Source organism: Jatrophihabitans sp. YIM 134969, from assembly GCF_054456675.1.
In genome coordinates this window covers 85,229-111,858 of the sequence record NZ_JBTJEQ010000010.1, presented here as the reverse complement: position 1 = coordinate 111,858, position 26,630 = coordinate 85,229, and the positions used below count along the sequence as shown (strand labels likewise).

Genomic DNA, 26,630 nt, shown 5'->3' with positions numbered 1-26,630 from the left:
CACGAAGACCTCCGGTGTGTGTGCGTTCCTCGACAGCTCGCACTTCACCCGGAGGTCTTCGCCGTGTCAGCTCGCCACGCCGTCACCAACGTCCGTGGTCAGTACACCTAGTGGTCGCCGCCCCCGAGCTGGTCGATGGCGTGGGCCAGCACCGGTGCGAGCACCCGCATGCCGTCGCGGACACCACCGTTGGATCCCGGCAGCGTCACGACCACGGCCGCGCCGATCGTCCCGGCGACCCCGCGCGAGAGCACCGAGGTCGGCACGGCGTCGCACGACACCGCCCGGACGGCCTCGGCGATGCCCGGCAGCGTGCGCTCGAGGAGCGGTTCCACCGCCTCGGGGGTGACGTCGGTCGGGGTGATGCCGGTGCCACCGGTGCTGATCACCGCCCGGACCCCCCGGGCCAGTGCCGAGCGCACGGCCGTGCGGATCGCCTCGATCTCGTCGGGGACGACCTCGCGGCTCACCACCTCGAACCCGGCGTCGGTGAGCAGGGCCGTCAGCAGGGCGCCGGAGGTGTCCTCCCGCTCCCCCGCCGCCGAGCGGTTGGAGCAGGTCACGACCGCGACCGGCGCGGCGTCAGGCACCGCGGGTCCACTCACCGCGACGGCCACCGGCCTTGTGGAGCAGTTCGACGTCGGTGATGCGCGACGAGCGGTCGACCGCCTTCACCATGTCGTAGAGCGCGAGCGCCGCCCCGGCGACGGCGGTGAGCGCCTCCATCTCGACACCGGTGCGGTCGGCGGTGCGCACCGTGGCGGTGATGGTGACGTCGGCGTCGCCGAGCGCGAGGTCGACGGTCACGCCGTGCAGGGGCACCGGGTGGCAGAGCGGGATGAGCTCGGAGGTCTTCTTGGCCGCCCCGATCCCCGCGATGCGGGCGACCGCGAGGGCGTCACCCTTGGGCAGGCCGTCACGGGCGAGCAGGGCCACGACCTCGGCCGTGGTCTCCAGCCGGCCGCGGGCCGTCGCCTCGCGCACGGTGACGTCCTTGGCCGTCACGTCGACCATCCGCGCCGCGCCGTGCTCGTCGACGTGGGTGAGTCCGCCCTCGGGAGCGCCGGAGTCCATGGCCGCGAGCCTACGGAGGCGCGAAGTCGCAGCTTGTGTACGTGCAGCAAGTGCGCCCGGCGCACCGTTGAGCTGTCCCGGCCGGCCCGATACCGTGGGTACCACTCCGAAGCCCCTGAACCGGCCCGTCGCGGTTCCGACCGGGATCCCCTCCCTGGTCGGGCCCGCGGCGGGCCTTCCCACGTCCGGTCCCCCGACGTCAGTGCGGTGCCCCCAGCAGGATTCGAACCTGCGACGCCCGCCTTAGGAGTGCGGCGCTCTATCCCCTGAGCTATGAGGGCAGCGGGACGACTCGCAGGGTATCGGGCGCCGCAGCGCGCACCGCCCTCAGCGCACGCCGCGCGGGCGGTACTGGACGCTGATGCGCGGCCCGACCGGCCGGGCGGTCTTCGGCACGGCGTGTTCCCAGGTGCGCTGGCACGAGCCGCCCATCACCACCAGGTCGCCGTGGCCGAGCGGCAGGCGGTGCACCGGGCCGCCGCCGCCCCGCGGGCGCAGGGCGAGCGTGCGGGGCGCACCGAGCGAGACGATCGCGACCATCGTGTCGTGGGTCGAGCCGCGGCCGATCCGGTCCCCGTGCCAGGCCACGCTGTCGCGGCCGTCGCGGTAGAGGCACATGCCGACGGTGCGGAACCGCTCGCCGAGTTCGGTGGCGTAGTGCGCGTCGAGGGCCTCCCGGACCCGGACCAGCACCGGATCGGGCAGGTCCTCGCCCTCCTCGTAGAACTTCAACAGCCGGGGGACGTCGACGACCCGCTCGTACATCTGCCGCCGCTCGGCGTACCAGGGCACAGCCTCGCGCAGGCGGTCGAACACGTCGTCCGCGCCGGTGACCCAGCCCGGACGGGTGTCGACCCACGCACCCTCGCCGAGCGCCTGGCGTGACACCGTCGCGCCGAGCGGACCGACCTCGACCGGCCGGTCGCTGTCGAACAGCGAGGCCTGGAACCCCACCGTGGCCGTCATGCCTCGACCCTACCGAACAGGTGTTCGATCGGCCAGCCCTCAGAACTCGAACCGGCGACGCTCGGTCGGCGGGATGTCGTCGAGCACCGGCCACGGGTTGGGCCGGTCGATGAGGAACCCCTGTCCGTACTCGCACCCGAGCGTCTGCAACCAGGCCAGCTGCTCGTGGGTCTCGATGCCCTCGGCGATGGTGGTCATGCCGAGGCCCTGGCACAGCTCGATGGTGTGCTGGACGATCGTGCGCGCCCGGATGTCGACCGCGATCGGCGCGATGAAGCTGCGGTCGATCTTGATCGAGGTCACCGGCAGGTCCCGCAGCAGCGTCAGGGACGAGTAGCCGGTCCCGAAGTCGTCGAGTGAGAGGCGCGCGCCGAGTTCGACCGCGGCGTACAGCTCGTCGACCACGGCGGGTGAGGCGTCGAGCAACGAGTTCTCGGTGATCTCCAGGTGCAGGCCGGCGGGCTCCTCGCGGAACGTCGAGTCGATGACGCGCCGCAGGGCGTCGAGCAGCACCCCCCGCCCCAGCTGCGCCGCCGACACGTTGACCGCGATCCAGGGGCGCTCGACACCCGCGACCCCGCGCCGCACCCGCTCGGCGACCAGGTCGAGCACCCGCCACCCCAGCGCGGCGCCGAGTCCGGCCCGGTCGGCCACCGGCATGAACCGGTCGGGCAGCAGGACACCGAGCCGTGGGTGGCGCCACCGCAGCAGCGACTCGTAGCCGACCGTGCCGCCGCTCGCCAGCGAGATGACCGACTGGAAGTGCGGTTCGAGCGCGGTCCGGGAGTCCAGCGCCGTGCGGAGGTCCTGCTCGAGTTCGAGGTCGGCACGCGTGACCGGACGGTCCTGGCTGGGGTCGAAGAGCTCGACGCGGGCCCGGCCGCGCCGCTTGGCGCGCGCGAGCGCCTCGTCGGCCTCCCGCAGGACGTCGACCGGGTGGCTGTGCCAGTCGCGCGTCCCGCTCACGCCCACGCTGAACTGCACGACGGTCGGGACGCCGTCGAGGTCGAACGGCTCGTGGAACGACCCCAGCAGGGAGTCGGCGAGCTCGGCGAGGACCTCCGGGTCGGACTCCCCCTCGAGCAGCGCGACGAACTCGTCACCGGCGAGCCGCACCAGCGTCGCCTCCGGCGGCAGGAACCGACGCAGCCGCGCGGCGATCTGGAGCAGGAGGGCGTCGCCCGCGGTGTGGCCCAGGGCGTCGATGACGCCCTTGAAGCCGTCCACGTCGCCGTACAGCAGCCCGAACGGCACGTGCTCGTCGAACAGGGCCGCGATCCGCCGTTCCAGCACCCGCCGGTTGGGCAGGTCGGTGAGCGGGTCGTGCTCGAGCTGGTGCTCGAGCCGCTCCTTGACCCGCCGCTGCTCGGTGATGTCGGTCCACTGCACGATCAGCGACGGCCGGCGGGGTTCCCCCTCCAACGTCACGGCGGCGTGCATCGCGGTGACGAGGACCCGGCCGTCACGCGTCTGCAGCTCCCGCTCCTGCACCCACGACCCGGCACGGGACACCAGGTCCTCGAACCGGCCCAGCGCCGCGTCGTGGTTCGCGGCCGGGACGACGTCGAGGAACCTCCGCCCGACCAGGTCGCTGTGCGCGTAGCCGAGCATCGCCGCGCCCTGGTCGTTGACCTCGAGCACGATGCCGAACTCGTCGAGGACGGCGGCGGCGACCAAGCCGCTGTCCCACACCATCCGGAAGCGGCTCTCGGCGTCGGCGCGCTTGCGCTCGCTCTCGCCGCGAGCGGCCCACTCGAGCAGGGCGGACCCGGCCTCGGCCGCGAACAACTCCAACGACGTGCGTTGGTCGGTGTCCTGCACCTCACCGGCCGGCAGGTCCACCGACAGCGCGCCGACCAGGTCGGAGGCGCCGTCGTACAGCGGGGCGATCATGGTGTCGCCCGCGTGCCAGGTGCCCTCGGGGACGTCGCCGACCGTGTCCTCCTCGTACCACCCCGGGACGGCCTCGACCTCGGGATCGGACAGCCGCCGGTGGTCGAGGAACAGCAGCCGCCCGGTCGGCTCGCACCGGGCCAGCAGTGCGAGCCACTGCGCCTGACTGGCACGGGAGCCGAGCAGTCCGCCCAACCCGGCGGGGCCCGACACCGCGCGGACCACGAGGTGACCGTCGTCGTCGAGGACGTTCATCACCGCGCCGCTGAACGCGAGCAGCCCGACGACGTCGTCGGTGATCCGTTGCAGGGCGTCGTCGAGCGAGGTGGCCGCGCCCAGGTCCCTGACGGCACGGAAGACCCGGTCGGCCAGATCCCGGCGCAGCGCCACGTCCCGGACGTCCGCCACCCCGGCAGTGTCACACCGTGTCACCAGGCCCGCAATCGCGGGGCCGCTCCCCGGTTCGACGGCGGCACGTGTGCGGCGCGGATCGGGGTGTCCGTCTAGACCTCGACGGACGCCCCGGCGTCGATGACGTCGTACGCGCACCCGAAGCCGCCGAGCGTCTGCTCGACCAGTCCGTTGGCCATGGCCCGGGCGAAGTCGCTGTACACCGCTTCGTGGATCGGGTGGGTCCGCGCCGCCCGGACGGCCACGGCGTAGTCGACCACCTCGGACACCTTGGCCCACGGCGCGGACACCGGCAGCAGCAGCGTCGACACGGGCGCCTCGGGCACGGTGAAGCTGTCGCCGGGGTGGAACACCTCGCCGTCGACCAGGTAGCCGACGTTGGCGATCATCGGGATGCGCGGGTGGATGAGCGCGTGCTGGTCACCGAACGCGCGGATCGAGAAGCCCGCGACGTCGAACGCCGCGCCGCCCGCGACCACACTCACCCGGTCCCCGAACTCGCGGAACTGCGCCGCGACCGACTCCGGCGCGTGCAGGGTCAGGGCGTCATCGGCGCTCAGCGCCGCCCGCAGGGCGTCCGCCTGCAGGTGGTCGGCGTGTTCGTGGGTGACGAGCACCGCCGACGCCCCGGCCAGGGCGGCGTCGGTCTCCGAGAACGCGCCCGGGTCGATGACGAGCTTGCCGCCGTCCTTCTCGAACGTGACGCACGAGTGCGTCCACTTGGTCAGCGTCGTCACGAGGAGTAGTCGCTCCCCTCGTCCGAGGTCGGGGCGTCGTCCTCGTCGACGACGTGGACCGCCGCCTCCTCGGCGCTGGACGCCGAGCCCGCCAGACCGACGTCGGAGGCCACCTCGTCCTTCTCGTCGTCCGGGCCGATGCCCTCGTTCTCGGCGACGAGCCGCCCCGCCCGCGGGTCGGCGTCGTCGAGCGGCGCCTCGCGGTCGAAGACGTCCGGCTCCTCCTCGGAGAGCAGCTGGTCGAGCGACTCGCCCTGGCTCTCCTCGAACGCGGTGGTTCCCCACCGGTCGGTGCCGGGGTCGCGGTCGGGAGGCGAGTAGCCGGTGTCGGCCAGCTCACCCTGGTAGCCGCCGGTCAGGGTCTCGTTCTCGTCGACGTCGTCGGTGTCGGAGACGCCGTCGGCGTAGACCTCGTCGCCGTAGACGGCGTCCGCTTCGTCACCGGATCCGATGGGAGCACTCATGCCTCCACTCAACCACCGCGCCTCCGTGGTGTGCATCCCGGCCCGCGCTGGGTAGGAGTCGACGGTGACGGACGGCGGATCGGTGTTGTGGCTGCGACGCGACCTGCGGGTGCGTGACCACCCGGCCCTGCAGCAGGCGGCGCAGGACGGCCCCCTCACCGTGCTGTTCGTGCTCGACGAGTCACTGCGGCGCCCGTCGGGTGCGCCGCGGTTGGCGTTCCTCTACCGCGCGTTGCGCTCGCTCGCCGCGGAGCTCGAGAGCCACGGCGGTCGGCTGACGGTGCGGCGCGGCAAGCCCGAGAACGTCGTCCCGACGGTCGTGGCCGAGACCGGCGCCCACAGCGTCTACGTCACCGGCGACTTCGGCCCCTACGGCAAGGCCCGCGACGAACGGGTCGAGCAGGCGCTGCCCGACGGCGTCGAACTGGTGCGGGTGAGCTCGCCGTACGCCAACGCGCCCGGCACGGTGATGAAGGACGACGGCGAGCTGTTCAAGGTCTACTCGCCGTACTACCGGGCCTGGCGCAAGCACGGCTGGGACCCGCCGACCCGCATGCAGCTGGGACGCACGACCTGGGCCGACGCGGTCGACTCCACCGACATCCCGGCCGACCCGCACCTGGAGGTCGACGAGCTGCCCGAGGCGTCCGAGGACGCGGCCCGGAAGGCGTGGAAGGCGTTCCTCGACGACTGGCTCGACGACTACGACGAGCAGCGCAACCGCCCCGACAAGCCCGCGACCTCGCGCATGTCGGTGTACCTGAAGTACGGGCTCGTCCACCCGCGCACGCTGCTCGCCGATCTCGAGGGCCGGCAGGGTGTCGGCGCCGAGACCTACCGCAAGGAGCTCGCGTGGCGCGAGTTCTACGCGACCGTGCTGCACGTCTTCCCGGAGTCCGCCCGCGAGTACTACATCCCGAAGATGGCCAAGATGCCGTACGCCACCGGCAAGGAGGCCGACGAGCACTTCGAGGCCTGGGCGACCGGCACGACCGGTTACCCGATCGTCGACGCCGGGATGCGGCAGCTGCTCGCCACCGGCTGGATGCACAACCGGCTCCGCATGATCACCGGGTCCTTCCTCACCAAGGACCTGCACATCGAGTGGACCCGCGGCGCGCGGTACTTCATGCAGCACCTGGTCGACGGCGACCTCGCGAGCAACAACCACGGCTGGCAGTGGGTCGCCGGCACCGGCACCGACGCCTCGCCCTACTTCCGCGTCTTCAACCCCGTCACCCAGGGCGAGAAGTTCGATCCCGACGGCGAGTACGTGCGACGGTGGGTGCCGGAGCTCCGCGACGTCGACGGCCTCGCCGGCAAGAAGATCCACCGCCCCTGGGAACTGGCCGACCCACCCGCGGGGTACCCGGCGCAGGTCGTCGACCACGCCGCGGAGCGGGCCCACGCCCTCGAGAACTACCAGAAGGTCAAGGACCTCTGAGCGGGTATGGGCAAGAGGTGCCCCCCTCCAGGAGACGACCAGCTGCCGAAGTCGCCCAGCCCCCTGCCGACGCCACGCTCGGCGAGTTGGCGGCTGCCGCGGCCCACTGCCAGGCGTGCGAGCTGTACGCCGACGCCACCCAGACCGTGTTCGGCGAGGGGCCGGAACGCGCCCGCGTGGTGATGGTCGGCGAACAGCCGGGCGACAAGGAGGACCGGGCCGGTCAGCCGTTCGTCGGCCCGGCGGGTCGGGAACTGGACCGGGCGCTCGTCGAGGCCGGGATCGACCGCACCCAGGTGTACGTCACGAACGCCGTGAAGCACTTCCGGTTCGAGCGGCGCGGATCGTCGTCGTTCCGCCTGCACAAGACCCCCAGCGCGGGCCAGGTCAAGGCTTGCTTCCCCTGGCTGCAGGCAGAACTCACCGACGTGCAACCGGAACTGGTCGTCGCCCTGGGCGCGACCGCCGCCAAGGCGTTGCAGGGTGCAGCGTTCCGCATCACCGCCTCGCGGGGGCAGTTGCTGGACTGGAACGGCACCCCGTTCCTGGCCACCGCGCACCCGTCCTCGGTGTTGCGCGCTGACGATCCCGACGCCGCGCACGCGGCCCTCGTCGACGACCTCCGCGTCGCCGCCGGAGTGTTGCACTGAACACCGATCTGGTGAAGCTGGCCCGACCGGGCCGGCTCCTCCGCGGGGTGCGGCGACGGTCGGCCCGCTCCGATCTCATGGTCGTCGCCGCGGCCATGACCGCGTACGCGGCGATCGGGCTGGTCGCGCTGCTGGCCGTGGCCTTCCGCTTCACCGCCGCTCTGCTCGGCGCCGACCAGGTCCGGTCCCTCGCCGGGGACCTCGCCGCCTACGTGCCGGGGCCGCTCGGCATCGACCGGGCCGTCACGGAGATCGCGGCAGGAGCCAGCACCATGAGTTGGTGGGCGGTGCTCGGCGCGGTGCTACCGGTCTCGCTCTACGCCGAGGGCACGGTCCGGTGTCTCGAACGGTTCTCCGTGGCGCGCGACACCGCGTCGCGCACGCTGCGCGGCCGCCTGCTGACCGTGCCGATCGTGGTGGTCGCGGCGCTCGGGGTCGCGATCGCCGCGACCGTGCTGCGTCCGCTCATCGAGGCCTCGTTCGGCACCGGCACCGGCCCGCGGCTGCTGGGCGTGTTCCTCGCCTTCGTCGTGCTGTGGCCGGGCATCACCGCCGTGCTGTGCCTGGTCTACCGGTTGTTCACCAGTACGGCGGTGCGCCCGGTGCCGCTCCTGGTGGGGGCAGCGGCGGCCGGGTCCTGGCTGGCCGGGCAGTCGCTGGGCTACGTGTTGACCCTGCGCTACGTCAGCCGGTTCGCGGCGCCGTACGGCGGCTACGCCGTCGCCGGTGCCGTGGCCGCGCTGACGTTCCTGCTCTACCTCAACCACATCGTGGTGCTGCTGGGCTTCCTCGTGACGCTCACACTGCAGGAACGCGCGGGTGAGGACGGCTCGGACCACTGAGCCGCCACCGGGGCGTCGGTCACCGCGTCTCGACGTCGAACGTCCCGCCGTCCGGGACCATCGACAGCTGCCGGGCGAGGTCCGCGTACACCTCGTGCAGTTCGTGCAGCGGGACCGGGCGACGTGCGGCGCCGCCGACGTCCGCGCCCTCCTCGGTGAACGGGAACGGGTAGACCGCGATCCCCTGACCCGGTTCGAGCGCGTCGACCTCCTCCTCCCAGCCGGGCCAGCGCAGATCGGCGGCGAACTCGGCGAGGCCGCCGGTGAGCACGTACTCGACGAACTCGCCGTAGCCGCCGCCGATCCCCACCCAGCCGAGGGTGTCGACCCCGAAGTGGCAGACCTCGCCGGGCTCGGCGTCGAGGCCGCCGCCGTTGATCGCGAACCGACCGCCCAGGGCGTCGAACGCCACGACGAGCCACGGCGGCGGGGTGTCGCCGCGCCGGGGGCTCGCCTCGGCGATACCGGGCAGGTCGGCGGTGCCGGCCCCGAGCAGCGTCAGCCAGCCGTGGTCGACCCGGACGGCACCGGTCTCGGCCGTCATCGCGCCGAGTGGACTGCGGGTCGTCACCTGCAGCTGCTCCAGGGCGGCGTCGCGGCGGTCGGCTGCCGCGGGCAGCACCGTCGCGCCCGCCTCGCGGATGCGGGCCGCGATCGCGGGCCAGGCCGGGTCGGGCACGTCCCGCAGGTCGGCGGCGGTGCGGCGCTCGCTCACGACGCCCGTCCCAGCGGCACCGGACCGGGCTGGCACGACGGGCACCACCAGGTCCGACGTTGCTCCGGGTCCTCGCGCACCTCGGCGGCGACCCGCACCGGGGTCCGGCACCGGCGGCACGGCTGCCCGGCCCGCCCGGCCACCCAGTGCGACTCCCCGCGCCGGGCCACACCGGTGGTGACCTGGTAGGCCGTCGGCACCGACGCCGAGTGCCGCAGCGCCCGAGCGCCCAGGGTCAGCAGCCGGTCGACGTCGACCTCCCCCACCGGCGTCCACGGGCTGTGCCCGCGCAGGAAGCACAACTCGTTGACCCACAGGTTGCCGAAGCCCGCCACCACCCGCTGGTCGAGCAGCGCCGCGGCGAGCGGCCGGTCCGGCTCGAGGCGCAGCCGCCGCGCGGCTTCCCCCGCGTCCCAGTCCGGTCGCAGCGGGTCCGGCCCGAGGTGACCGACGACGGTCGCCTCGTCGGCCGTCCGGACCAGGTCGACCACCGGCAGGTCGAGGCCGTGTGCCGTCGGCCCCCCGACGGTCGCGAGCACCACCCGCACGCTCGGCCAGACGTGGCGCGGCAACCGGCGCCCGGGCCGCACCACACTCCAGGAGCCCTGCATGCGCAGGTGGGTGTGCAGGGTGTCGCCGTTGTCGAACCGGGTCAGCAGGTGCTTGCCGTGGGTGTCGTGGCCGAGCACGGTCACGCCGGCGAGGTCCGCCGAGGCGTGAGCCGCCACCCGCAGCCGGCCCTCGGCCAGCACCCGTCCCGCGAGGGCGGCGTCGAGACGTCGCGCCAGCCGGTACACGGAGTCGCCTTCGGGCACCTCGACGACGGTACGGTCCGCGGCCTCAGCACGGTGGTGCACACTCCCGGCGTGGTCGACGACGAGCGCGACGGGTCACCCGCGGACACCCGCAGCCGCGGTCGGTTCGGCCGGCGTCGAGGCCGTCCCCGGCGCAAGGCGGCCTGGTGGGAACTGCCCGTCCTCCTGGTCGCGGCCGTCGCGGTGGCGGTGCTGCTGAAGACGTTCGTGGTGCAGCCGTTCGTCATCCCGTCGGAGTCGATGGAACGCACGCTGCACGGGTGCACGGGTTGTTCGGGCGACCGCATCCTCACGTTCAAGCCGGTCTACAGCGTCGCCCGCGATCCCCACCCCGGTGACATCGTGGTGTTCCGCGACCCGGGCGGATGGGATCCCGACGCCGTCCCCACGCCGCCGTCGAACCCGGTCCTGCACGGCCTGGCCTGGGTCGGGCAGTTCATCGGGCTGGTGCCGCCGTACGAGAACGACCTGGTGAAGCGGGTGATCGCGGTCGGCGGTCAGACCGTCAAGTGCTGCGACGCGTCCGGCAACGTCCAGGTCGGCAACGACGGGCCCGACGGCACGTTCCGCTCCCTCGACGACGCCAGCTACACCTACCTGTCCACCGGTGACCCGTCGGCGGGGCAGGTGCCCTTCGGCCCGGTGACCGTGCCGGCCGGGCGGTTGTGGGTGATGGGCGACCACCGCGACGCCTCCGCGGATTCCCGCTACCACTGCGGGAACGCGCCGTCCTCGACCGGTGCAGTGTGCAGCGGTGGCAGCAGGGCCGTCGCGATGTCGTCGACCGTGCCCGTGGACGACGTCCTCGGCAAGGCCGTGGTCATCGCCTGGCCGGTGTCGCGCTGGACGACGCTCGGCACGCCGCCGACGTTCGAGGACTTCCCGCTCCCCGCCTCCGCCGGCGCGCCCGCGACCCGGTGGCCGCCGGCGGCCGGGCTGACGGCGGTGCTCGCGCTCGGCGTGGTGGAGCGGCAGCGACAGCGGGGCAGACGGATCTCCTGATCCCGTTGGCGCGGCGGCCGTCGCAGGTTAAGGTCCGGTCCACCCTCTCGCCATCCCGCCGCAAAGGTGCGTGCTCGTGCTGCGTCGTCTGCTCGTCGTCCTCCCCGCCGTCGCCCTCGGAGCCGGCGTCGCGCTGGCCGTCCCGGCGGGAGCGGCCGCCGAGCCGCCCGCGGGCACCGCCGGCAAGACCTACGTCGCCATGGGCGACTCCTACGCCGCGGGCTACGGCCTCCCGCCGTCCGAGGGCACCCGCACCGAGAAGCCGGTGCCCGGGTGCAACCAGACCGACGGCGACTACCCGCACCTGCTCGCCGGCTCCCTGGGCCTCGGCCTCACGGACGTCAGCTGCAGCGGTGCCACCACGGCCGACTTCACGAACCCGCAGCAGGTCACGCCGGGACCGCCCCCACCCCCGCAGCTCGACGTGTTCACCGACGTCCAGCCCGACCTGGTCACGATCACGATCGGCGGCAACGACCTCGGCTTCTCCGGCATCGGCTCGGGGTGCCTCGCGGCGAGCGCGAACGGCCCGATCTTCTTCCACCCGACCTTCAACTCGTGCAAGGCGTACTTCGAGTCGTTGCCCGCGAACAGCAGGATCAACCCGTACAACCGGATCGCCCCGACCCTGAAGAAGGTCGCCGGCGCCATCAAGGCCGTGAAGGCCGCCGCGCCGAACAGCAAGATCGTCGTCATCGCCTACCCGGCCATCGCCCCCGACGCCGCCAACACCCCGGCCGGGGGGTGCTACGCGGCCAACGCGCTGCCGGCCCCGTTCCCGCTGCCCGGGCTGCCGATCAGCCTCGGCTCGACGTTCCCCTTCACCGACACCGACGTGCCGTTCCTGCAGGTGTTGCAGCAGCGCCTCGACGACGGCATCGGCGAGGTCGCGGCGGCCAACGGCGCGCAGTACGCGGACATCTACCCCGCGTCGCTGGCCCACTCCGCCTGCCAGCCCGAGACCGAGCGCTGGGTCGAGCCGATCATCCCGGCCGCCGCGGCGCAGGGCGCGACCAACACCCTGCACCCGAACCTCGCCGGGACGACGGCCATGGCGAACGCGCTCGACCCGGTCGTCCAGGCGCTGTTCCCGACCGCACCGACCTCGACCCCGCCGTCGTCCGGCGTGCCCACCACGCCCGCTCCGACGTCGACCGCGCCGGCGACCGCGACGGGCGGCGCGTCGACCGTCGCCGCGGGCGGGGAGCCGCTCGCGAACACCGGCACGAAGGTCCCGGTGTCGTGGCTGCTCGCGATCGCCGCGGTCGCGGTCGGTGCGGGAGCGGTGTCGGTCGGGCTCGGGCGCCCGCGCCGGGCGCGGCACTAGCGAGCCTCGCGAGCCCTCGCGACGCCTCCGCGACGCCTCCGCGGCCTTCGTCGGACTCCTGTCCGGCGCGCTCGGAGTTTGCACCGTTCCGTCGGTGCACCCTCTGAGCGGCTCCGGCAGGACCGTCACCAGACGGGCGGGTCGGCGGGGAGCAACTCCGGGTCGGTGGTGGCGAACGTCCGGACCGGACCGGGCGGCGTGTGCGGGCCCTCGAACCGGACGGTCACCCGGCCGTGGCCCGATCCCCAGACCCACCCCGCCCCGCGGGTGGCGTGGACGACGTCGGCCCCCGGCCGGTACTCCGGCGCGGGGGCGGCCGGCGGCTCGGCGGGGCCCTCCGGTGCGTCGTCGACAGTCGGAGCGTCACCCGTCGGCGTCGTCACCTCGTGCTCGTCGTCGGCGAACAGGTCGTCCTGGACGTACGTCGCCAGGCTCGAGACGCCGACCCCGACCAGGCGCACGCCGTCGGTGACGTCGAGTTCGGCCAGCAGCCGTCGGGCGATGGCGACCACGGTGCGGAGGTCGTCCGTCGGCTGCGGCAGCGTGGCCGAGCGGGTGAGCCCGGTGAAGTCGTAGCGGCGCACCTTGAGGGTGACCGTGCGTCCGGGCGTGCCGGACGCCTTCAGACGGGCCACCACCCGCGCGGCCAGCAGGTCGATCTCGGTGTGCAGGCGGGGCACGGAGGTGACGTCGACGTCGAACGTCTCCTCCGCCGAGACCGACTTCGCGGCCCGGTCCGGCACCACGGCGCGGTCGTCCTCGGCGCGGGCGAGTGCGAACAGGCCGGTGCCGTGGGCCGTGCCGAACATCGAGACCAGCTCGGTCTGCTCGAGCGCCCGCAGCTCGGCCACCGTGCTCACCCCGCGGCGGTGGAGCTGGGACTCGGTCGCCGGCCCGACGCCGGGGATGCGCGTGACCGACAGGTCGGCGAGGGTGGTGAGCTCCTCGCCCGCGGGGACCACGAGCAGGCCGTCGGGCTTGCGCAGGTCGGACCCGATCTTGGCCACCAGCTTCGACGACCCGATCCCGATCGACGCCGTGAGCCCGAGTTCGGCCAGCAGCCGGGCCTTGAGCTCGGCCGCGAGGGTGGTCACCGCCCCGACGTCGAGGTCGTGACCGCCCGCGGCGAGGTCGACGTAGGCCTCGTCGATCGAGAGCGGTTCGACCAGCGGCGAGACCTCCCGCAGTCGGCCCATCACGACCTCCGAGGCCGCGCGGTAGGCCGGGAACCGGGGCGAGAGGAACGCGGTGCCGGGCGGGCACAACCGCCGCGCGGTCGCGGTCGGCATGGCCGAGCGAGCCCCGAACCGGCGGGCCTCGTACGACGCGGTCGAGACCACCCCGCGCCCGCCGACGCCGCCGACGATGACCGGGCGGCCGCGCAGCGACGGCTTGTCGCGCTGCTCGACCGCGGCGAAGAAGGCGTCCATGTCGAGGTGGAGCACCGACGGCGTGGACCGCACGCCCCGCACGGTAGGCGGCGGTACCGACGACGGCGGGCTCCGGGGTTGCAGATCGGCACGGTTCCGTGCGCCGACCGGCGCCGGTCGGCCACGATGCACCGGTGACGAGCGGGAGCGTGCCGGTGTCCGAGAGTGACGAGTGGAACGAGCGGTACGGCCGCGAGCAGGTCTGGAGCGGCGACCCCAACGGAGCGCTGGTCGCGGAGGTCGCGGACCTCGCCCCCGGGCGCGCGCTCGACGTCGGGTGCGGCGAGGGTGCCGACGCCGTCTGGCTGGCCCGGCGCGGGTGGGCGGTGACCGCGCTCGACGTGTCGTCGGTGGCCCTGGACCGCGCCGCCCGCCACGCGGCGGACGTCGGCGCAGAGGTCGCCTGGCTGCACCACGGCCTGCTCGACGCCGACCTGCCCGCGGGCGGGTTCGACCTGGTGTCGGCGCAGTACCCGTCGCTGCGGGCCACGCCCGGCCGCGACGCCGAGCACGCGCTGGCCCGCGCCGTCGCGCCGGGCGGCACGCTGCTCGTGGTGCACCACGTCGCCGATCCCGAACACGCCCGCGCGCACGGCTTCGACCCCGCGGACTACGTCAGCCCGGACGACGTCCGTGACGTGCTCGGCGAGGGGTGGGACGTGCACTTCGAGCCGTCCCGCCCCCGGGTGGTCCACGGAGGCGGCGGTGCCCACCACACCCACGACGTGGTGCTGCGCGCCCACCGCGTGGGGGCGAGCACCTGACCCGCTCGGCGGATCCGTTGCACCCTGCAACGGATCTGCCGAGGCGCCGGATCAGATCTTGATGACGCCGGTGCAGGTGTTCCCGCCGCGCGTCGCGACGGCGCGGATGGTGTCGACACCCGCCCGGTCGGCCGTGCGGCGCTCGACCGAGAACGAGCCACTGCGCGCCCCGGTGGTCTTGGAGCCCGCGAACACCACGGTCGGGCCGTCGGTGACGCGGACGGTGAAGGTCTGACCGGGGACGTTCGTGTCGACCTCGAACTCGACCTCGAGCCGGCCGTCGTCGGTCTTGGCCTTGAGGTCCCAGGTGCCACGGACCGAGCAGCTGCCGCTGGCCTCGACGCCGTCGCGGCCGCCGGAGGCGTGGGCCGGTGCCGCCGCGACGGCCGGGATGACGAGGGCGGCGGCGACGGCCGCGGTGGCACCGAGCGTGCGGATGGTGTTCATGAGGATCTCCTGGTGGCTTCGGGCTTTCCCGCGCCCTCGACCCGCTCCGGGGGTCGATCGACGCGTGATGAGATTCGCGGTCGTCGCCCTAACCGCACGCTAACTCGCGCCGAAACCTCGCCCGCCACCTCACCCGGGAGGGCAGGTCAGACCGGGGTCGCAGGCTCCGCCGAGGCCAGGCGCGCGTCGTCCGGGGTGTAGCGCCAGAACGACCGCACCGAGAACCCGAGGACGGCCACCACCGCGGCGCACACCAGCCCGCCGCCGACCCACGCCGTCGTCGTGCTGGTGACGTCGGCCGTGACCCCGGCGCGCAGGTCGCCCAGGCGGGGACCGCCCGCCACCACGGCGATGAACACGCCCTGCATGCGGCCGCGCATCTGGTCCGGCGCGTAGGTCTGCAGGATCGTCTGCCGGTACACCGAGCTGACGAGGTCGGCGGCCCCGCCCACCCCGAGCAACAGCACGCACAGCCACAGCTGGCCGACCAGTCCGGCGGCGGCGACCGCGAGACCCCAGGCGATGATCGCGAACGTCAACGCCCGTCCCTGGCGTCGGATCCGCCCGATCCACCCGCTCGAGACGCCGGCCACCAACGCCCCGAGCGCGATCGCCGCGTACAGCCACCCGACGCTGCCGGTGGTGAACCGGTCGGCGGCGGCCGCGGGGAACAGCGCGCGGGGCATGGCCAGCACCATGGCGCAGATGTCGACCGCGAAGCTCATGAGCAGGACCGGTCGGGTCGCGATGAACTTCAGGCCCTCGACCACCGAGCGCAGACCGGGTTTCTCCAGCGTGCCGTCGGGCGGGATCGGCGGGAGCCGGAACGCCGAGTACAGCGCGGCGGTGAACAGCACCGCGTCGACGCCGTACGCGAGGTCGAAGCCCTTCGCGCCGGACAACGCGAGCAGGACGCCCGCGATGAGCGGGCCGATCACCTGCCCGATGTTGCCCAGCGTGAACGACAGCGTGTTCGCCGCGGGGATCAGTTCGGTCGGCACGATGCGTGGGGTGATCGCGCCGCGCGCGGCCGACGCAACCGCGAACGCCCCGGACTGCACGACGACCAGCGCGAGGATCAGCACGACGCTGTCGGCGTGCAACAGCGACTGCGCGAGCAGACCGAGGGTCACCAGCCAGGTGCCGAGCGAGCTGATCAGGTAGAGCTTGCGACGGTCGACGGCGTCGGCGATCGCCCCGCCGTAGAGGCCGAACAGCACGATCGGCACCAGGCCCGCGAACCCGACCAGGCCGACCAGCAGCGAGGAGTCGGTGAGCGAGTACACCTGCACCGGGACGGCCGTCTGGGTCAGCATCGACCCGATGAACGCGGTGGCCTGACCGATCGCGAGGCGACGGAACGGCGGGACGGCGAGCGGTCGCGTGTCGGCACCCTGCCGCACGAGCCAGGCCCGCACCCCGGTCGCGGGTTCGGCGGTGGCGGGTCCGGCGATGTCGGCGTCGGCCTCGAGGTCGAGACCGTCCTCGGGGTCGGGGACGGCGGATCCGCTCACGGCGCCAACCGCTCGACGACCCACGCGCCGTCGGCGAGCGCCCGGAACCGCAGCCGGTCGTGCAGCCGGTCGGGCCGTCCCTGCCAGAACTCGACCGTCACCGGCGTGAGGCGGTAACCGCCCCAGAACGGCGGGGCGCCGTGCACGCCTGCGGCGCGGGCGGCCTCGACCCGCTCGTCGAGCTCCGCGCGTGAGGCGACGACCTGCGACTGCGGCGACGCCCACGACCCGACGACCGAGTCCGCCGGCCGGGTCGCCACGTAGGCCTCGGTCTCCTCGCGCGACACCGGCGCCACCGGGCCCTCGAAGCGCACCTGCCGCTCCTGGGCGAGCCACGAGAAGACCGCCGCCGCCCGCGGGTTCGCGGTGAGGTCCTGGCCCTTGGCCGACTCGTGGTTGGTGAAGAACGTCAGCCCGGTCGGTCCGTAGCCCCGGCACAGCACGGTGCGGACCGACGGCCGTCCGGAGGAGTCGGCGGTGGCGACCTGCATGGCGTTGGCCTCGACGGTCGCGGGATCGGCGGCGGCGGTGGCGAACCAGGCGTCGAACTGCGCCCACCACGTGGGGGCGAGTTCGTCCTCGGTGAGCTCACCGCGGGCGTAGGTGCGACGCATGGCCGCGGGGTCGGGCGGCGGGGACGTCACGGGGAGCCATCATCCCACCGCGCCGACGCCCGCCGCGGGCGGCGGGCCACCGTGACGTGGACCCCTCGCAGCCCCCTCGGACGTCCGAGCATGATGGGGTACGAGCGCACAGATCCAGTCCACCGCCGGAACGGAGCACATCAGGATGCCGAGCAGCGACTACAGCCCGGGCCTCGAAGGGGTCATCGCCTTCGAGACCGAGATCGCCGAGCCGGACAAGGACGGCGGTTCACTGCGGTACCGCGGCGTCGACATCGAGGACCTGGTCGGTTCGGTGACCTTCGGCAACGTCTGGGCGCTGCTGGTCGACGGCAAGTTCGGGCCGGGCCTGCCGCCGGCGGAGCCGTTCCCGATCCCCGTGCACACCGGCGACGTCCGCGTCGACGTCCAGGCGGCGCTGGCCATGCTCTCGCCGATCTGGGGCTACCGCCCGCTGCTCGACATCTCCGACGACGAGGCCCGCGACCAGGCGGCCCGCGCCTCGGTCATGGCGCTGAGCTACGTGGCCCAGTCCGCGCGCGGCCTGTCGACCCCGGCCGTCCCGCAGTCGACGATCGACAAGTCCAAGACCATCGTCGAGCGCTTCATGGTCCGCTGGCGCGGCGAGCCCGACCCCAAGCACGTCCAGGCCGTCGACGCCTACTTCGTCTCGGCCGCCGAGCACGGCATGAACGCCTCGACCTTCACCGCGCGGGTCATCGCCTCCACCGGCGCGGACGTCGCCGCGGCGATCTCCGGCGCCGTCGGTGCGATGAGCGGCCCGCTGCACGGTGGCGCCCCCGCCCGCGTCCTGCCGATGATCGAGGCCGTCGAGAAGACCGGCGACGCCAAGAAGGTCGTCACCGACATCCTCGACCGCCACGACCGGCTCATGGGCTTCGGCCACCGCGTGTACCGCGCCGAGGACCCCCGCGCCCGCGTGCTGCGCCGCACCTGCCGTGAGCTGGACGCCCCCCGCTACGAGGCGGCCAACGCCCTGGAGCAGGCGGCGCTGGCCGAGCTGCGCGAGCGGCGTCCGGACCGCCCGATCGAGACCAACGTCGAGTTCTGGGCGGCCGTCATCCTCGACTTCGCCGAGGTGCCGCCGCACATGATGCCCGCCATGTTCACCTGTGCCCGCACGGCCGGCTGGGCCGCGCACATCATGGAGCAGAAGAAGACCGGCCGCCTGGTCCGGCCGTCCGCCCGCTACATCGGTCCGGACCCCCGCAAGCCTTCCGAGGTCGAGGGCTGGGCGGACATCGCCCACCAGTGAGCAACGGTCTGATCGCGGTCACCGGCGCCACGGGGTACCTCGGCGGCGGCGCGGCCCGGCGGCTGCTCACCGCCGGGGTGACGCCGCGGCTGGTCGTACGTGACCGGACCCGGCTGACGGGTGCCCTCGCGGACGTCGACGACGTCCGCGAGGCGACCTACGCCGACGCCGCGGCGATGACGGCCGCCCTCGAGGGCGTCGACACGCTGTACCTGGTGTCGGCCGCGGAGGACGCCCACTGGGTCGACCTGCACGTGTCCGCCGTCGACGCCGCCCGGGCCGCGGGGGTGTCGCGGATCGTCTACTCGTCGTTCGTCCACGCCTCCCCCGACGCCACGTTCACCTTCGTCCGCGACCACTTCGCCACCGAGGTCCACATCCGCTCGACCGGCGTGGAGCACACGTTCCTCCGGTCGTCGCTCTACGTGGACTTCCTGCCCGGGATGGTCGGCGACGACGGTGTCCTGCGCGGCCCGGCGGGTGACCGCGACGGCGGCCGGGTGTCGTGGGTCGCCCGCGACGACATCTGCGACGTCACGGCCCGCGCGCTCGTCGCGGCCCCGCCCGACGAGGTGTACGACGTCACCGGACCGGCGGCGCTCACGATCGGCGAGACCGTCGCGCTGCTGTCCGAGGTGACCGGGCGCGAGATCACCTACGTCGACGAAGGTCTCGACGAGGCCCGCGCCGCGCGCCGGGCGGCCTACGACGCCGCGGACTTCGAGATCGAAGGTTGGATCACGACCTACGCCGCCGTGGCCGCCGGTGAACTCGACGCCGTCACCGACACCGTCGAGCGGATCGCGGGGCACCCGGCGACGTCGGCCGGGGAATGGCTGCGCGCCCACCCCGAGTCGTACGCCAGACTCACGGCGTGAGCTCGCCCGCGCACCCCGACCCGCTCCGCATCCCGGCGGACCTCCTGCCGGCCGACGGCCGCTTCGGCTCCGGACCGTCGAAGGTCCCGGCCGCGGCGCTCGCCTCCCTCGGGGCGGACGGCGCGGCCGTCATGGGCACGTCGCACCGGCAGGCGCCGGTCAAGGACCTCGTGGCGCGCGCGAAGGCCGGGATCGCGGCGCTGCTGCACCTGCCCGAGGGCTACGAGGTGGTGCTCGGCAACGGCGGTTCGACCACCTTCTGGGACGCCGCGGTGGCCAACCTGGTGTTGGCCAAGGCGCAGACGGTCGTGTGCGGGGAGTTCTCGTCCAAGCTCGCCGCGGCGGTCACGGCCGCCCCCTTCCTCGCGCCGCCTTCGATCCTCGCGGCCGAACCGGGAACCGGTGCAGGATGCAACGCCGAGGTCGGGGTCGACACCTACTGCTGGCCGCAGAACGAGACCTCGACCGGCGTGGTCCTCCCGGTCACGCGGGACGGTCTGCCCGAGGACGCGATCACGCTCGTCGACGCCACGTCGGCCGCGGGCGCGCTCGACGTCGACGTCAGCGCGGCCGACGTCTACTACTTCGCGCCCCAGAAGGTCTTCGCGTCCGACGGCGGTCTCTGGCTGGCCACGTTCTCGCCGGCCGCGATCGAGCGACTCCACGAGGTGCGGCGGCGCGACGACGGCCGGTGGCTGCCCGCCTCGCTCGACCTGCTCATCGCGCTCGAGAACTCCCGCAAGGACCAGACCTACAACACCCCGGCCATCGCCACGCTGTGGTTGCTGGTCGAGCAACTCGAGGCGATGCTCGCGGACGGCGGCCTCAGCGCCGCTGCTGCACGGTGCAACGATTCGTCCGCGCGGCTCTACGACTGGGCCGAGCGCTCGGAGCACTGGACGCCGTTCGTCGAGGACCCGCGGTGGCGCTCACCGGTGGTCGGCACGGTCGACGCCGTGGACGTCGACGCCGCGGCCGTGGCGAAGGTGCTGCGTGCCAACGGCGTGGTCGACGTCGAGCCCTACCGCGGGCTCGGACGCAACCAACTCCGCGTCGGCATGTATCCCGCCGTCGACCCGGACGACGTCAGCGCCCTCACTCGCTGCGTCGACTGGGTGGTCGACCACCTCTGAGCCGCTCACGCTCCGCTGCGGACTCCCGGAAGTACGTCACGACCGACGCGAGCAGGCAGGCCACGCCGACCGCGAGGACCACGAAGCCGAACGTCGGGTCCTGGTAGCTGAACAGCGCGATGAACAGCCCGGCGACGGTGAACCCGACGCCGAAACGCAGGAGCACCGACCAGCGGGGCGAGCGGGGTCGCAGCGGTGCGGACACCTCCCGAGTGTGACAACCGGAGGCGGTGGCGCGCCGGGCCGGGTCAGTGGCGGCGGACCGTGAGGCGGGTGCAGCCGACCAGCAGGGCGACGGCGGGGACCATCGCGACGATCGCGAACCACGGGCTGCCGGTCGCGAAGCCGTAGAGGCCGTGCCAGGCCGACGACACGACGGAGCGCACGGCGCCCAGGTGGTGGGCGTCCGCCGCGGCGAGCGCGGCTGACGGGGATGGGGACACAGCGACCGCCTCGAGGGATGCGGATGAGCTCGGAGTGAAGCGGGCACAGCTCAGCACAGGAAGGGTGCGGCGGCAACCCGACCGTGACGGTCCGGCCGAGGGGCGCGGTGTCCGCAGGGTGTCCGGCGTGCTCTTGGGAGTGACGTCCGACCCCGTCCGATCGGGTCGGTCCCCGTCCGCTCGGCGTGGTGACCGGACGGAGGGGTGCCCCACGCCTAGGGTTTCCGGGCATGCGGCAGCTGCGGTACGCCGGTCCCGGTGAGGACGCGGCGCATGTCGTCGTCGAGGCGCTCGACGGCTCCGACCGGTACACCCTCGTGCTCGACGACGCCCTGCGGGCAGCGGCCCGTCAGGAGCTGCCGAAGCCCGGCGGTGCCGACGACGCCCCGGTCACGTTGTCGCCCCGCGACATCCAGACCCGGGTGCGCGGCGGCGCCTCGCCCGAGGCCATCGCCGAGGAGGCGGGCCTCCCGCTGGACAAGGTGATGCGCTTCGCCTTCCCGGTGCTGCAGGAGCGGGTGCGGGTCTCCGACGAAGCCCGACGCGCCCGCGCGCGGCGCACCACGCCGACCGGCGAGATGGCGGTGTTCGGCGAGGTCGTCGACGGCCGCCTCGCCGCGCACGGGGTCGACCCCGCCGACGTCGCGTGGGACGCCTTCCGCCGCGTCGACGGTCAGTGGACCGTCACGGCGGGCTGGCGCGACACCGGCGCGGGCCCGAGCGCCACCGGTACCGACCGCTTCGCCCAGTGGACGTTCGCGCTGGCCAGCCGGGTCATCACCCCGCTCGACGAGACCGCGGGCGACCTGCTCTCGGACCGTCCGCTGCGCCCGATCGGCGTCGACGTGGACGACGACCCCGAGGACGTGGCCACGGTCGGCGGACCGTACGACGAGTCGACGCTCGCCGACCCGCGCCACCCCACCGGCCCGATCCCGGGCGGGCTGCGGCTCGCGCCGCCGGTGTTCGACGGCCCCGACGGACCCCCCGAGCCCGCACCGCCCGCGGCGCACGCCGACCCGTTCGTGGGGGCGGACTGGCCGGCCGATCCCGCGCCGCGCGGCCTGGGTTCGTTCTTCGACCGCCCGACCGCGCACACGGCCACCCGGGCCGAGGCGCCGGTCCCCGCGGCCTCCGTGGACGCGGCCGAGCTCGTCGACCCGGCCGAGCCGCTGCTGCCGTTCGCCTTCGAGGCGCCCGACGCCAACGCGCCCACCGGCCGCCGGTTCCGCGGCCGCCACGACGCCGAGGGCGAGGCCGATCCCGACTCCGCCGAGGGCAAGGCGGCGCGCGCCCGGATCCCGAGCTGGGACGACATCCTGCTCGGCGTCCGCCGCCGTACCGACTGAACCGACCGCTCCTCCTCCTGCTCACGGCTCGGCCGCCGACCCGTCGAGTCCCGCGCGGTACCCCGCCCGCAGGACCTCGACCGTGGCGCGCGGGGTCACCACGGTGACCGGCCGGTCGATCCCGGCGCGGTCACGCGCCTCGAGGTAGCCACCGAACGACCACCGCCGCAGGTGCGCCCCCGCGACCAGCCACCACCCGCCGTCGACCTCCACCACCGTGCCGTCGGGCAGCTCCGCCAGCCGGCTCGTGAAGGTGCGGCGGTGGTCGCGGTCGACCAGCCGGTCCGCGTGCAGCCGCGCGTCGAGCTCGCCCGCCGACGGCAGGTGGTCGAGCCCGAACGCCTGCTGCCAGGCCGCGCGGAACGCCTCGAACGCCGGGCGGCGGCACTCCGCGCACGGCCGGTGGCCCGCGGCGAACGCGGTCGCCTCGTCGAGGAAGTACAGCTCGGTGTAGCGGCCCGGCTGCCACTGCTCCCGCCGCCGGCCCCCGAACTCCAGCACGCAGACGATCCACCGGGTGACCTGGAACGGACGTGCCACCCGGCCGTCGCGGCCGAGCAGTGGACCCCGGTTGCCGAACACGCCGCCGCGCTCGGGGACGGCGTGGAAGGACCCGTCGGGTGCGACGCGGTTCGGACGTCCGGTGGCCATGCCGTGATCGTGGCACCGGCCTCCGACATTTCGATCTCGAAGGTCACGCCGGAGGCGTAAAGCAGTCGAGACTGTCGGACCCCGCACGTACCGTGTCGGACGTGGTCACGACGGCAGCTCCCGAACCGTCGGCCGGCACCCTCGCGAGCCTGCGCCGGTTGATCCCGTGGCTGCGTCCGTACCGGCGCGCCATCGTCGTCATGTTCGTGACCGCCACCGGGGCGATGCTCGCGCAGTCGTTCGTGCCCCTGGTCATCGGCGCGATGGTCGACGGTCCGATCGCCCGTCACGAGACCGACGGCATCTGGGCCCTGGCCGGACTGGCGATGGGGCTCGGCGTGCTCGAGGCGGCGCTGTTCTTCTGCCGCCGCTGGGCCATGGCCACCGTGGCCCTCGGCGTCGAGACCGATGTCCGGCGCGACGTCCACGCCCACCTGCAACGGCTGCCGGTCTCCTTCCACGACCGGTGGCCCTCGGGTCAGTTGCTCTCCCGCGTGACCTCCGACCTGTCGGCCGTGCGCCGCTTCGTGGGGTTCGGCGCCATCTTCTTCGTCGCGAACCTGCTCACCGTCGGCGTCATCTTCGTGCTGCTGGTCCGGCTGCAGCCGTGGCTCGGCATCGCCGTCGTCGTGCTGCTGCTCCCGCTCATCTACCTGACCCGCACGTTCGAGATCCGCTACAGCGCCGACGCCCGCCGCGCGCAGGACCTCACCGGTGACCTCGCGACCGCGGTCGAGGAGTCGGCGCTGGGCATCCGCGTCATCAAGTCCTACGGCCGTCGCCCCACGATGCTGCGGTCGTTCAGTCGGCAGGCCGAGGTGCTGCGCGGTGCCGAGCTGACCAAGATCCGCACCCTCGCCGGCTTCTGGACTTTCCTCGAAGCGGTGCCGCAGGTGGTGCTCGGCGTGGTGGTCGTCGGCGGCGGGTACGCGGTCGTGCACGGCAGCCTCGACCTCGGCGCGTTCGTCGCCTTCCTCACCCTGTACCTGCGGCTGCAGTGGCCGATCATCTCGATCGGCTGGTTCCTCGCCCTCGGGGAGGAAGCCGCCAGCGCCACCCGTCGCATCTTCGAGGTGCTCGACTCCCCGGTCACCATCGCCGATCCCGCTCCGGCGGCCGTCCCCGCGGAGGCGACCGGCGTCCCCGCGGGCCGCCTCGAGTTCGACGGCGTCCGGTTCCGCTACCCCGATGCCGACCACGACGTCCTCTCCGGCATCGACCTGGTCGTCGAGGACGGCGAGACGGTCGCGCTCGTCGGCGCCACCGGGTCGGGCAAGACGACGTTGACCTCGCTCGTGCCGCGGCTGCACGACGTCTCGGGCGGCGCCATCCGGATCGGCGGGGTCGACGTCCGCGAGTTCTCCCTCGACGACCTGCGGCACCGCGTCGCCACGGCGTTCGAGGAACCGACGCTGTTCTCGGCGAGCGTGCGCGAGAACGTCACGCTCGGCCGGCCCGACGCCACCGACGCCGACGTCGCGGAGGCCGTCGAGGTCGCGCAGGCCGGGTTCGTCTTCGACCTGCCGTTCGGACTCGAGACCCGGATCGGCGAGCAGGGTCTGTCGCTCTCGGGCGGCCAACGGCAGCGGCTCGCCCTGGCGCGTGCCGTGCTCGGCCGTCCCCCGGTGCTCGTGCTCGACGACCCGTTGTCGGCTCTCGACGTCCACACCGAGGAACTGGTGGAGGCGGCACTGCGCCGCGTCCTCGCGAGCAGCACGGCGCTGGTCGTGGCCCACCGGCCCTCCACCGTCGCGCTCGCCGATCGCGTGGCCCTGCTGCAGGGCGGCCGGATCACCGCCGTCGGCACCCACCAGGACCTGCTGCGCGACGTGCCGGCCTACCGCGACCTGCTCGCCCAGGAGTCCGACCTCACCGGGGCGGCGCGATGAGCACCGACACCGGCACCGCGATCGGCCGCGAGAGCGACGACACCGACGTCGACCACTGGCGCGGCCGCCTGCCCGAAGACGCCGCGGCCGCGGCCGAGGCCGAGGACGCCCTGCTCGCCCCGGCGAGCGCGCGCCTGGACCGCGACGCCCGTCGGTTGCTCGGCGACCTGCTGCGCCCCCACAAGCGGGCGGTGGCGCTGACCTTCACCCTCGTGGCCCTGCAGACCGTTGCGTTCCTCGCGGCGCCGTGGCTGGTCGGTATCGCGATCGACACCGGGCTGCCCGCTGCCCGCCGTGGTGACTGGACGCCGCTGCTCACCGTCGGCATCGCGCTGGTCGTCACCGGCACGGCCGCGGGCGCCCTGCGCTGGGCGTTCATCAAGATCGGCGGCCGGGTCGGTCAGGCCGTCCTGTACGAGCTGCGTCGGCGCGGGTTCGACCACGCGCAGAAGCTCTCGGTCTCCTTCCACGAACGGTTCACCTCCGGGCGGGTCATCTCCCGGCTGACCTCCGACGTCGACACCCTCACCGAGCTGCTCGACACCGGGCTGGACCAGCTGCTGGCGGCGTTCGCGATGATGTTCGGGATCGCGATCGTGCTGGTCGTCCTCGACTGGCAGCTCGCGCTCATCACCTTCGCCGCGTTCGTGCCGCTGTACCTGCTCTTCCGGTGGTTCTCCAGCCGGTCCAAGACGGCCTTCCGTGCCACCCGCGAGACCGTCGCGGTGCTCATCGTCAACTTCGTCGAGACGTTCAACGGCATCCGCGCCGGCCAGGCTTACCGCCGCGAACGCCGCAACGAGAAGCTGTTCGGCACGCTGAACAACTCCTACCGCGACGCCAACGACGTCACCTACAAGTTGCAGGCGGTCTTCACCCCGACCACCACCCTGGTCGGCAGCATCGCGCTCGTCGCGATCCTCGTGGTCGGCGCGTTCCGGGTGGCCGGCGGCAGCCTGGAACTCGGCGTGCTGACGGCTTTCCTGTTGTACGTGCGGTACTTCTTCGACCCGCTCGAGGACCTGTCGATGTTCTGGACGTCGCTGCAGTCCGCGACGGCCGCACTGGAGAAGATCTCGCGTCTGCTCGCCGAGGAGCCCTCGGTGCCGGAGACCCGCGAGCCCCGCCCGCTGCCCGACCCGGTCGAGGGCGCCGTCGACCTCGACGGCGTCGACTTCGCCTACCGCACCGGTGACGACGCCAAGGTCGTCCTGCCCCACCTCGACCTGCACGTGCCCGCGGGTCAGACCGTCGCGCTCGTCGGCGCCACCGGCGCCGGCAAGTCGACGATCGCCAAGCTCATCGCCCGCTTCTACGACCCCACGTCCGGGCGGGTGGCCCTCGACGGCGTCGACCTGCGCGACCTCGCCGAGGCCGATCTGCGCCGGGCGGTCGTCCTGGTCACCCAGGACAACTTCCTGTTCTCCGGCTCCGTCGCCGACAACATCGCCTTCGGCCGTCCCGAGGCGACTCGCGAGGAGGTCGAGGCGGCCGCCCGGGCCGTCGGGGCCCACGAGTTCGTGGCGGCGCTGCCCGAGGGCTACGACACCGACGTGCGCAAGCGCGGCGGGCGGCTCTCGGCCGGGCAACGCCAACTCGTCGCGTTCGCCCGCGCCTTCCTCGCCGACCCCGCGGTGCTGGTGCTCGACGAAGCGACGTCGTCCATGGACGTCCCGACCGAACGTCTCGTCCAGCGGGCGCTGCGCACCGTGCTGCACCAGCGCACCGCGTTGATCATCGCCCACCGGCTGTCGACGGTCGAGATCGCCGACCGCGTCCTGGTCCTCGAGGACGGCCGGGTCGTCGAGGACGGCACCCCGTCCGACCTCATCGCCGCCGGCGACGGCCGCTTCGCGTCCCTGCACGGGGCGTGGAAGGACTCGCTGGTCTGAT

General features: G+C 73.6%; 27 protein-coding genes and 1 tRNA gene. 12 read left to right on the top strand and 16 right to left on the bottom strand.

The features are described from left to right. Positions 1–107 precede the first annotated feature (107 nt). From ACXR2U_RS07925 to ACXR2U_RS07895, 7 genes are all read right to left on the bottom strand, one after another. A complete protein-coding gene (locus ACXR2U_RS07925; RefSeq protein ID WP_458824423.1) occupies positions 108–590 on the bottom strand; it encodes a MogA/MoaB family molybdenum cofactor biosynthesis protein in 483 nt (160 codons plus the stop codon). Further along, positions 583–1,074: a cyclic pyranopterin monophosphate synthase MoaC gene (gene moaC / locus ACXR2U_RS07920; RefSeq protein ID WP_458824422.1), complete on the bottom strand. Its 492-nt coding sequence runs from the start codon at positions 1,072–1,074 to the stop codon at positions 583–585. The genes ACXR2U_RS07925 and moaC overlap by 8 nt, the downstream gene beginning before the upstream one ends. Before the next feature lie 208 nt (positions 1,075–1,282). Further along, a tRNA-Arg gene (locus tag ACXR2U_RS07915) sits at positions 1,283–1,355 on the bottom strand. A 46-nt stretch (positions 1,356–1,401) separates the two neighbouring features. Continuing rightward, positions 1,402–2,040: an alpha-ketoglutarate-dependent dioxygenase AlkB gene (locus ACXR2U_RS07910; RefSeq protein ID WP_458824421.1), complete on the bottom strand. Its 639-nt coding sequence runs from the start codon at positions 2,038–2,040 to the stop codon at positions 1,402–1,404. Between the two features lie 39 nt (positions 2,041–2,079). Beyond that, positions 2,080–4,341, bottom strand: coding sequence for a putative bifunctional diguanylate cyclase/phosphodiesterase (locus ACXR2U_RS07905; RefSeq protein ID WP_458824420.1), 2,262 nt, complete (start codon positions 4,339–4,341; stop codon positions 2,080–2,082). Between the two features lie 95 nt (positions 4,342–4,436). Continuing rightward, a complete protein-coding gene (locus ACXR2U_RS07900) occupies positions 4,437–5,081 on the bottom strand; it encodes an MBL fold metallo-hydrolase (protein ID WP_458824419.1) in 645 nt (214 codons plus the stop codon). Then, a complete protein-coding gene (locus tag ACXR2U_RS07895; protein WP_458824418.1) occupies positions 5,078–5,545 on the bottom strand; it encodes a DUF5709 domain-containing protein in 468 nt (155 codons plus the stop codon). Before ACXR2U_RS07895 ends, ACXR2U_RS07900 begins: the two co-directional genes overlap by 4 nt. Before the next feature lie 64 nt (positions 5,546–5,609). Here ACXR2U_RS07895 and ACXR2U_RS07890 point away from each other — a divergent pair, with 64 nt between their 5' ends. Genes ACXR2U_RS07890 through ACXR2U_RS07880 form a run of 3 tightly spaced genes read left to right on the top strand, consistent with a single transcriptional unit; the run spans position 5,610 to position 8,481 of the window. Continuing rightward, entirely contained in the window at positions 5,610–6,989 is a 1,380-nt protein-coding gene (locus tag ACXR2U_RS07890) for a cryptochrome/photolyase family protein (protein ID WP_458824417.1), read from the top strand. Positions 6,990–7,006: 17 nt separating this feature from the next. Further along, on the top strand, positions 7,007–7,639 hold the full coding sequence (locus ACXR2U_RS07885) for a UdgX family uracil-DNA binding protein (protein ID WP_458824416.1): 633 nt from the start codon (positions 7,007–7,009) through the stop codon (positions 7,637–7,639). A gap of 11 nt (positions 7,640–7,650) precedes the next feature. After that, positions 7,651–8,481 carry a YhjD/YihY/BrkB family envelope integrity protein gene (locus ACXR2U_RS07880; RefSeq protein WP_458824415.1) on the top strand — a complete coding sequence of 277 codons (831 nt, stop codon included), beginning with the start codon at positions 7,651–7,653 and terminating at the stop codon, positions 8,479–8,481. 19 nt (positions 8,482–8,500) lie between these two features. On the opposite strand, the gene ACXR2U_RS07875 is transcribed toward ACXR2U_RS07880, so the two are convergent. Together ACXR2U_RS07875 and ACXR2U_RS07870 are read right to left on the bottom strand one after the other, a co-directional pair. Further along, the gene (locus ACXR2U_RS07875) at positions 8,501–9,196 is read right to left on the bottom strand and encodes a DUF2625 family protein (protein ID WP_458824414.1); all 696 of its coding nucleotides are present in this window, start codon (positions 9,194–9,196) and stop codon (positions 8,501–8,503) included. Beyond that, positions 9,193–10,011, bottom strand: a complete 819-nt coding sequence (locus ACXR2U_RS07870) for an Fpg/Nei family DNA glycosylase (protein WP_458824413.1) — start codon at positions 10,009–10,011, stop codon at positions 9,193–9,195. Before ACXR2U_RS07870 ends, ACXR2U_RS07875 begins: the two co-directional genes overlap by 4 nt. Before the next feature lie 51 nt (positions 10,012–10,062). Between ACXR2U_RS07870 and lepB the strand changes: the two genes are divergently transcribed. Further along, a complete protein-coding gene (gene lepB / locus ACXR2U_RS07865; protein ID WP_458824412.1) occupies positions 10,063–11,013 on the top strand; it encodes a signal peptidase I in 951 nt (316 codons plus the stop codon). 76 nt (positions 11,014–11,089) lie between these two features. Beyond that, positions 11,090–12,340 (top strand): SGNH/GDSL hydrolase family protein, encoded by a 1,251-nt coding sequence (locus ACXR2U_RS07860; protein WP_458824411.1) that lies wholly within the window; start codon positions 11,090–11,092, stop codon positions 12,338–12,340. Between the two features lie 125 nt (positions 12,341–12,465). Here the strand turns inward: ACXR2U_RS07860 and ACXR2U_RS07855 are convergent, their stop codons facing one another. Further along, a complete protein-coding gene (locus tag ACXR2U_RS07855) occupies positions 12,466–13,803 on the bottom strand; it encodes a DNA polymerase IV (RefSeq protein WP_458824410.1) in 1,338 nt (445 codons plus the stop codon). A 101-nt stretch (positions 13,804–13,904) separates the two neighbouring features. Between ACXR2U_RS07855 and ACXR2U_RS07850 the strand changes: the two genes are divergently transcribed. After that, the gene (locus tag ACXR2U_RS07850; protein ID WP_458824409.1) at positions 13,905–14,534 is read left to right on the top strand and encodes a class I SAM-dependent methyltransferase; all 630 of its coding nucleotides are present in this window, start codon (positions 13,905–13,907) and stop codon (positions 14,532–14,534) included. A 51-nt stretch (positions 14,535–14,585) separates the two neighbouring features. Here the strand turns inward: ACXR2U_RS07850 and ACXR2U_RS07845 are convergent, their stop codons facing one another. From ACXR2U_RS07845 to pdxH, 3 genes are all read right to left on the bottom strand, one after another. Next, positions 14,586–14,981 carry a hypothetical protein gene (locus ACXR2U_RS07845; protein ID WP_458824408.1) on the bottom strand — a complete coding sequence of 132 codons (396 nt, stop codon included), beginning with the start codon at positions 14,979–14,981 and terminating at the stop codon, positions 14,586–14,588. Between the two features lie 146 nt (positions 14,982–15,127). Further along, positions 15,128–16,495, bottom strand: coding sequence for an MFS transporter (locus ACXR2U_RS07840; RefSeq protein ID WP_458824407.1), 1,368 nt, complete (start codon positions 16,493–16,495; stop codon positions 15,128–15,130). After that, positions 16,492–17,109 (bottom strand): pyridoxamine 5'-phosphate oxidase, encoded by a 618-nt coding sequence (pdxH, locus tag ACXR2U_RS07835; protein WP_458824427.1) that lies wholly within the window; start codon positions 17,107–17,109, stop codon positions 16,492–16,494. The genes ACXR2U_RS07840 and pdxH overlap by 4 nt, the downstream gene beginning before the upstream one ends. 175 nt (positions 17,110–17,284) lie before the next feature. Here pdxH and ACXR2U_RS07830 point away from each other — a divergent pair, with 175 nt between their 5' ends. Genes ACXR2U_RS07830 through serC form a run of 3 tightly spaced genes read left to right on the top strand, consistent with a single transcriptional unit; the run spans position 17,285 to position 20,405 of the window. Further along, complete coding sequence (locus ACXR2U_RS07830; RefSeq protein WP_458824406.1) at positions 17,285–18,394, top strand: citrate synthase 2; 1,110 nt, start codon at positions 17,285–17,287, stop codon at positions 18,392–18,394. Then, on the top strand, positions 18,391–19,272 hold the full coding sequence (locus ACXR2U_RS07825; RefSeq protein ID WP_458824405.1) for an NmrA family NAD(P)-binding protein: 882 nt from the start codon (positions 18,391–18,393) through the stop codon (positions 19,270–19,272). The genes ACXR2U_RS07830 and ACXR2U_RS07825 overlap by 4 nt, the downstream gene beginning before the upstream one ends. After that, a complete protein-coding gene (gene serC, locus ACXR2U_RS07820) occupies positions 19,269–20,405 on the top strand; it encodes a phosphoserine transaminase (RefSeq protein ID WP_458824404.1) in 1,137 nt (378 codons plus the stop codon). The genes ACXR2U_RS07825 and serC overlap by 4 nt, the downstream gene beginning before the upstream one ends. Here the strand turns inward: serC and ACXR2U_RS07815 are convergent. After that, positions 20,368–20,610, bottom strand: a complete 243-nt coding sequence (locus tag ACXR2U_RS07815) for a hypothetical protein (protein WP_458824403.1) — start codon at positions 20,608–20,610, stop codon at positions 20,368–20,370. The two genes, serC and ACXR2U_RS07815, sit on opposite strands and share 38 nt — an antisense overlap. 43 nt (positions 20,611–20,653) lie before the next feature. After that, entirely contained in the window at positions 20,654–20,848 is a 195-nt protein-coding gene (locus ACXR2U_RS07810) for a hypothetical protein (RefSeq protein ID WP_458824402.1), read from the bottom strand. A gap of 230 nt (positions 20,849–21,078) precedes the next feature. Here ACXR2U_RS07810 and sepH point away from each other — a divergent pair, with 230 nt between their 5' ends. Next, positions 21,079–22,197, top strand: a complete 1,119-nt coding sequence (gene sepH, locus ACXR2U_RS07805) for a septation protein SepH (RefSeq protein ID WP_458824401.1) — start codon at positions 21,079–21,081, stop codon at positions 22,195–22,197. A 21-nt stretch (positions 22,198–22,218) separates the two neighbouring features. On the opposite strand, the gene ACXR2U_RS07800 is transcribed toward sepH, so the two are convergent. Continuing rightward, the gene (locus ACXR2U_RS07800) at positions 22,219–22,848 is read right to left on the bottom strand and encodes a hypothetical protein (protein ID WP_458824400.1); all 630 of its coding nucleotides are present in this window, start codon (positions 22,846–22,848) and stop codon (positions 22,219–22,221) included. Positions 22,849–22,949: 101 nt separating this feature from the next. Here ACXR2U_RS07800 and ACXR2U_RS07795 point away from each other — a divergent pair, with 101 nt between their 5' ends. After that, complete coding sequence (locus tag ACXR2U_RS07795; RefSeq protein ID WP_458824399.1) at positions 22,950–24,737, top strand: ABC transporter ATP-binding protein; 1,788 nt, start codon at positions 22,950–22,952, stop codon at positions 24,735–24,737. Next, complete coding sequence (locus tag ACXR2U_RS07790) at positions 24,734–26,629, top strand: ABC transporter ATP-binding protein (protein ID WP_458824398.1); 1,896 nt, start codon at positions 24,734–24,736, stop codon at positions 26,627–26,629. The genes ACXR2U_RS07795 and ACXR2U_RS07790 overlap by 4 nt, the downstream gene beginning before the upstream one ends. Position 26,630 lies beyond the last annotated feature (1 nt).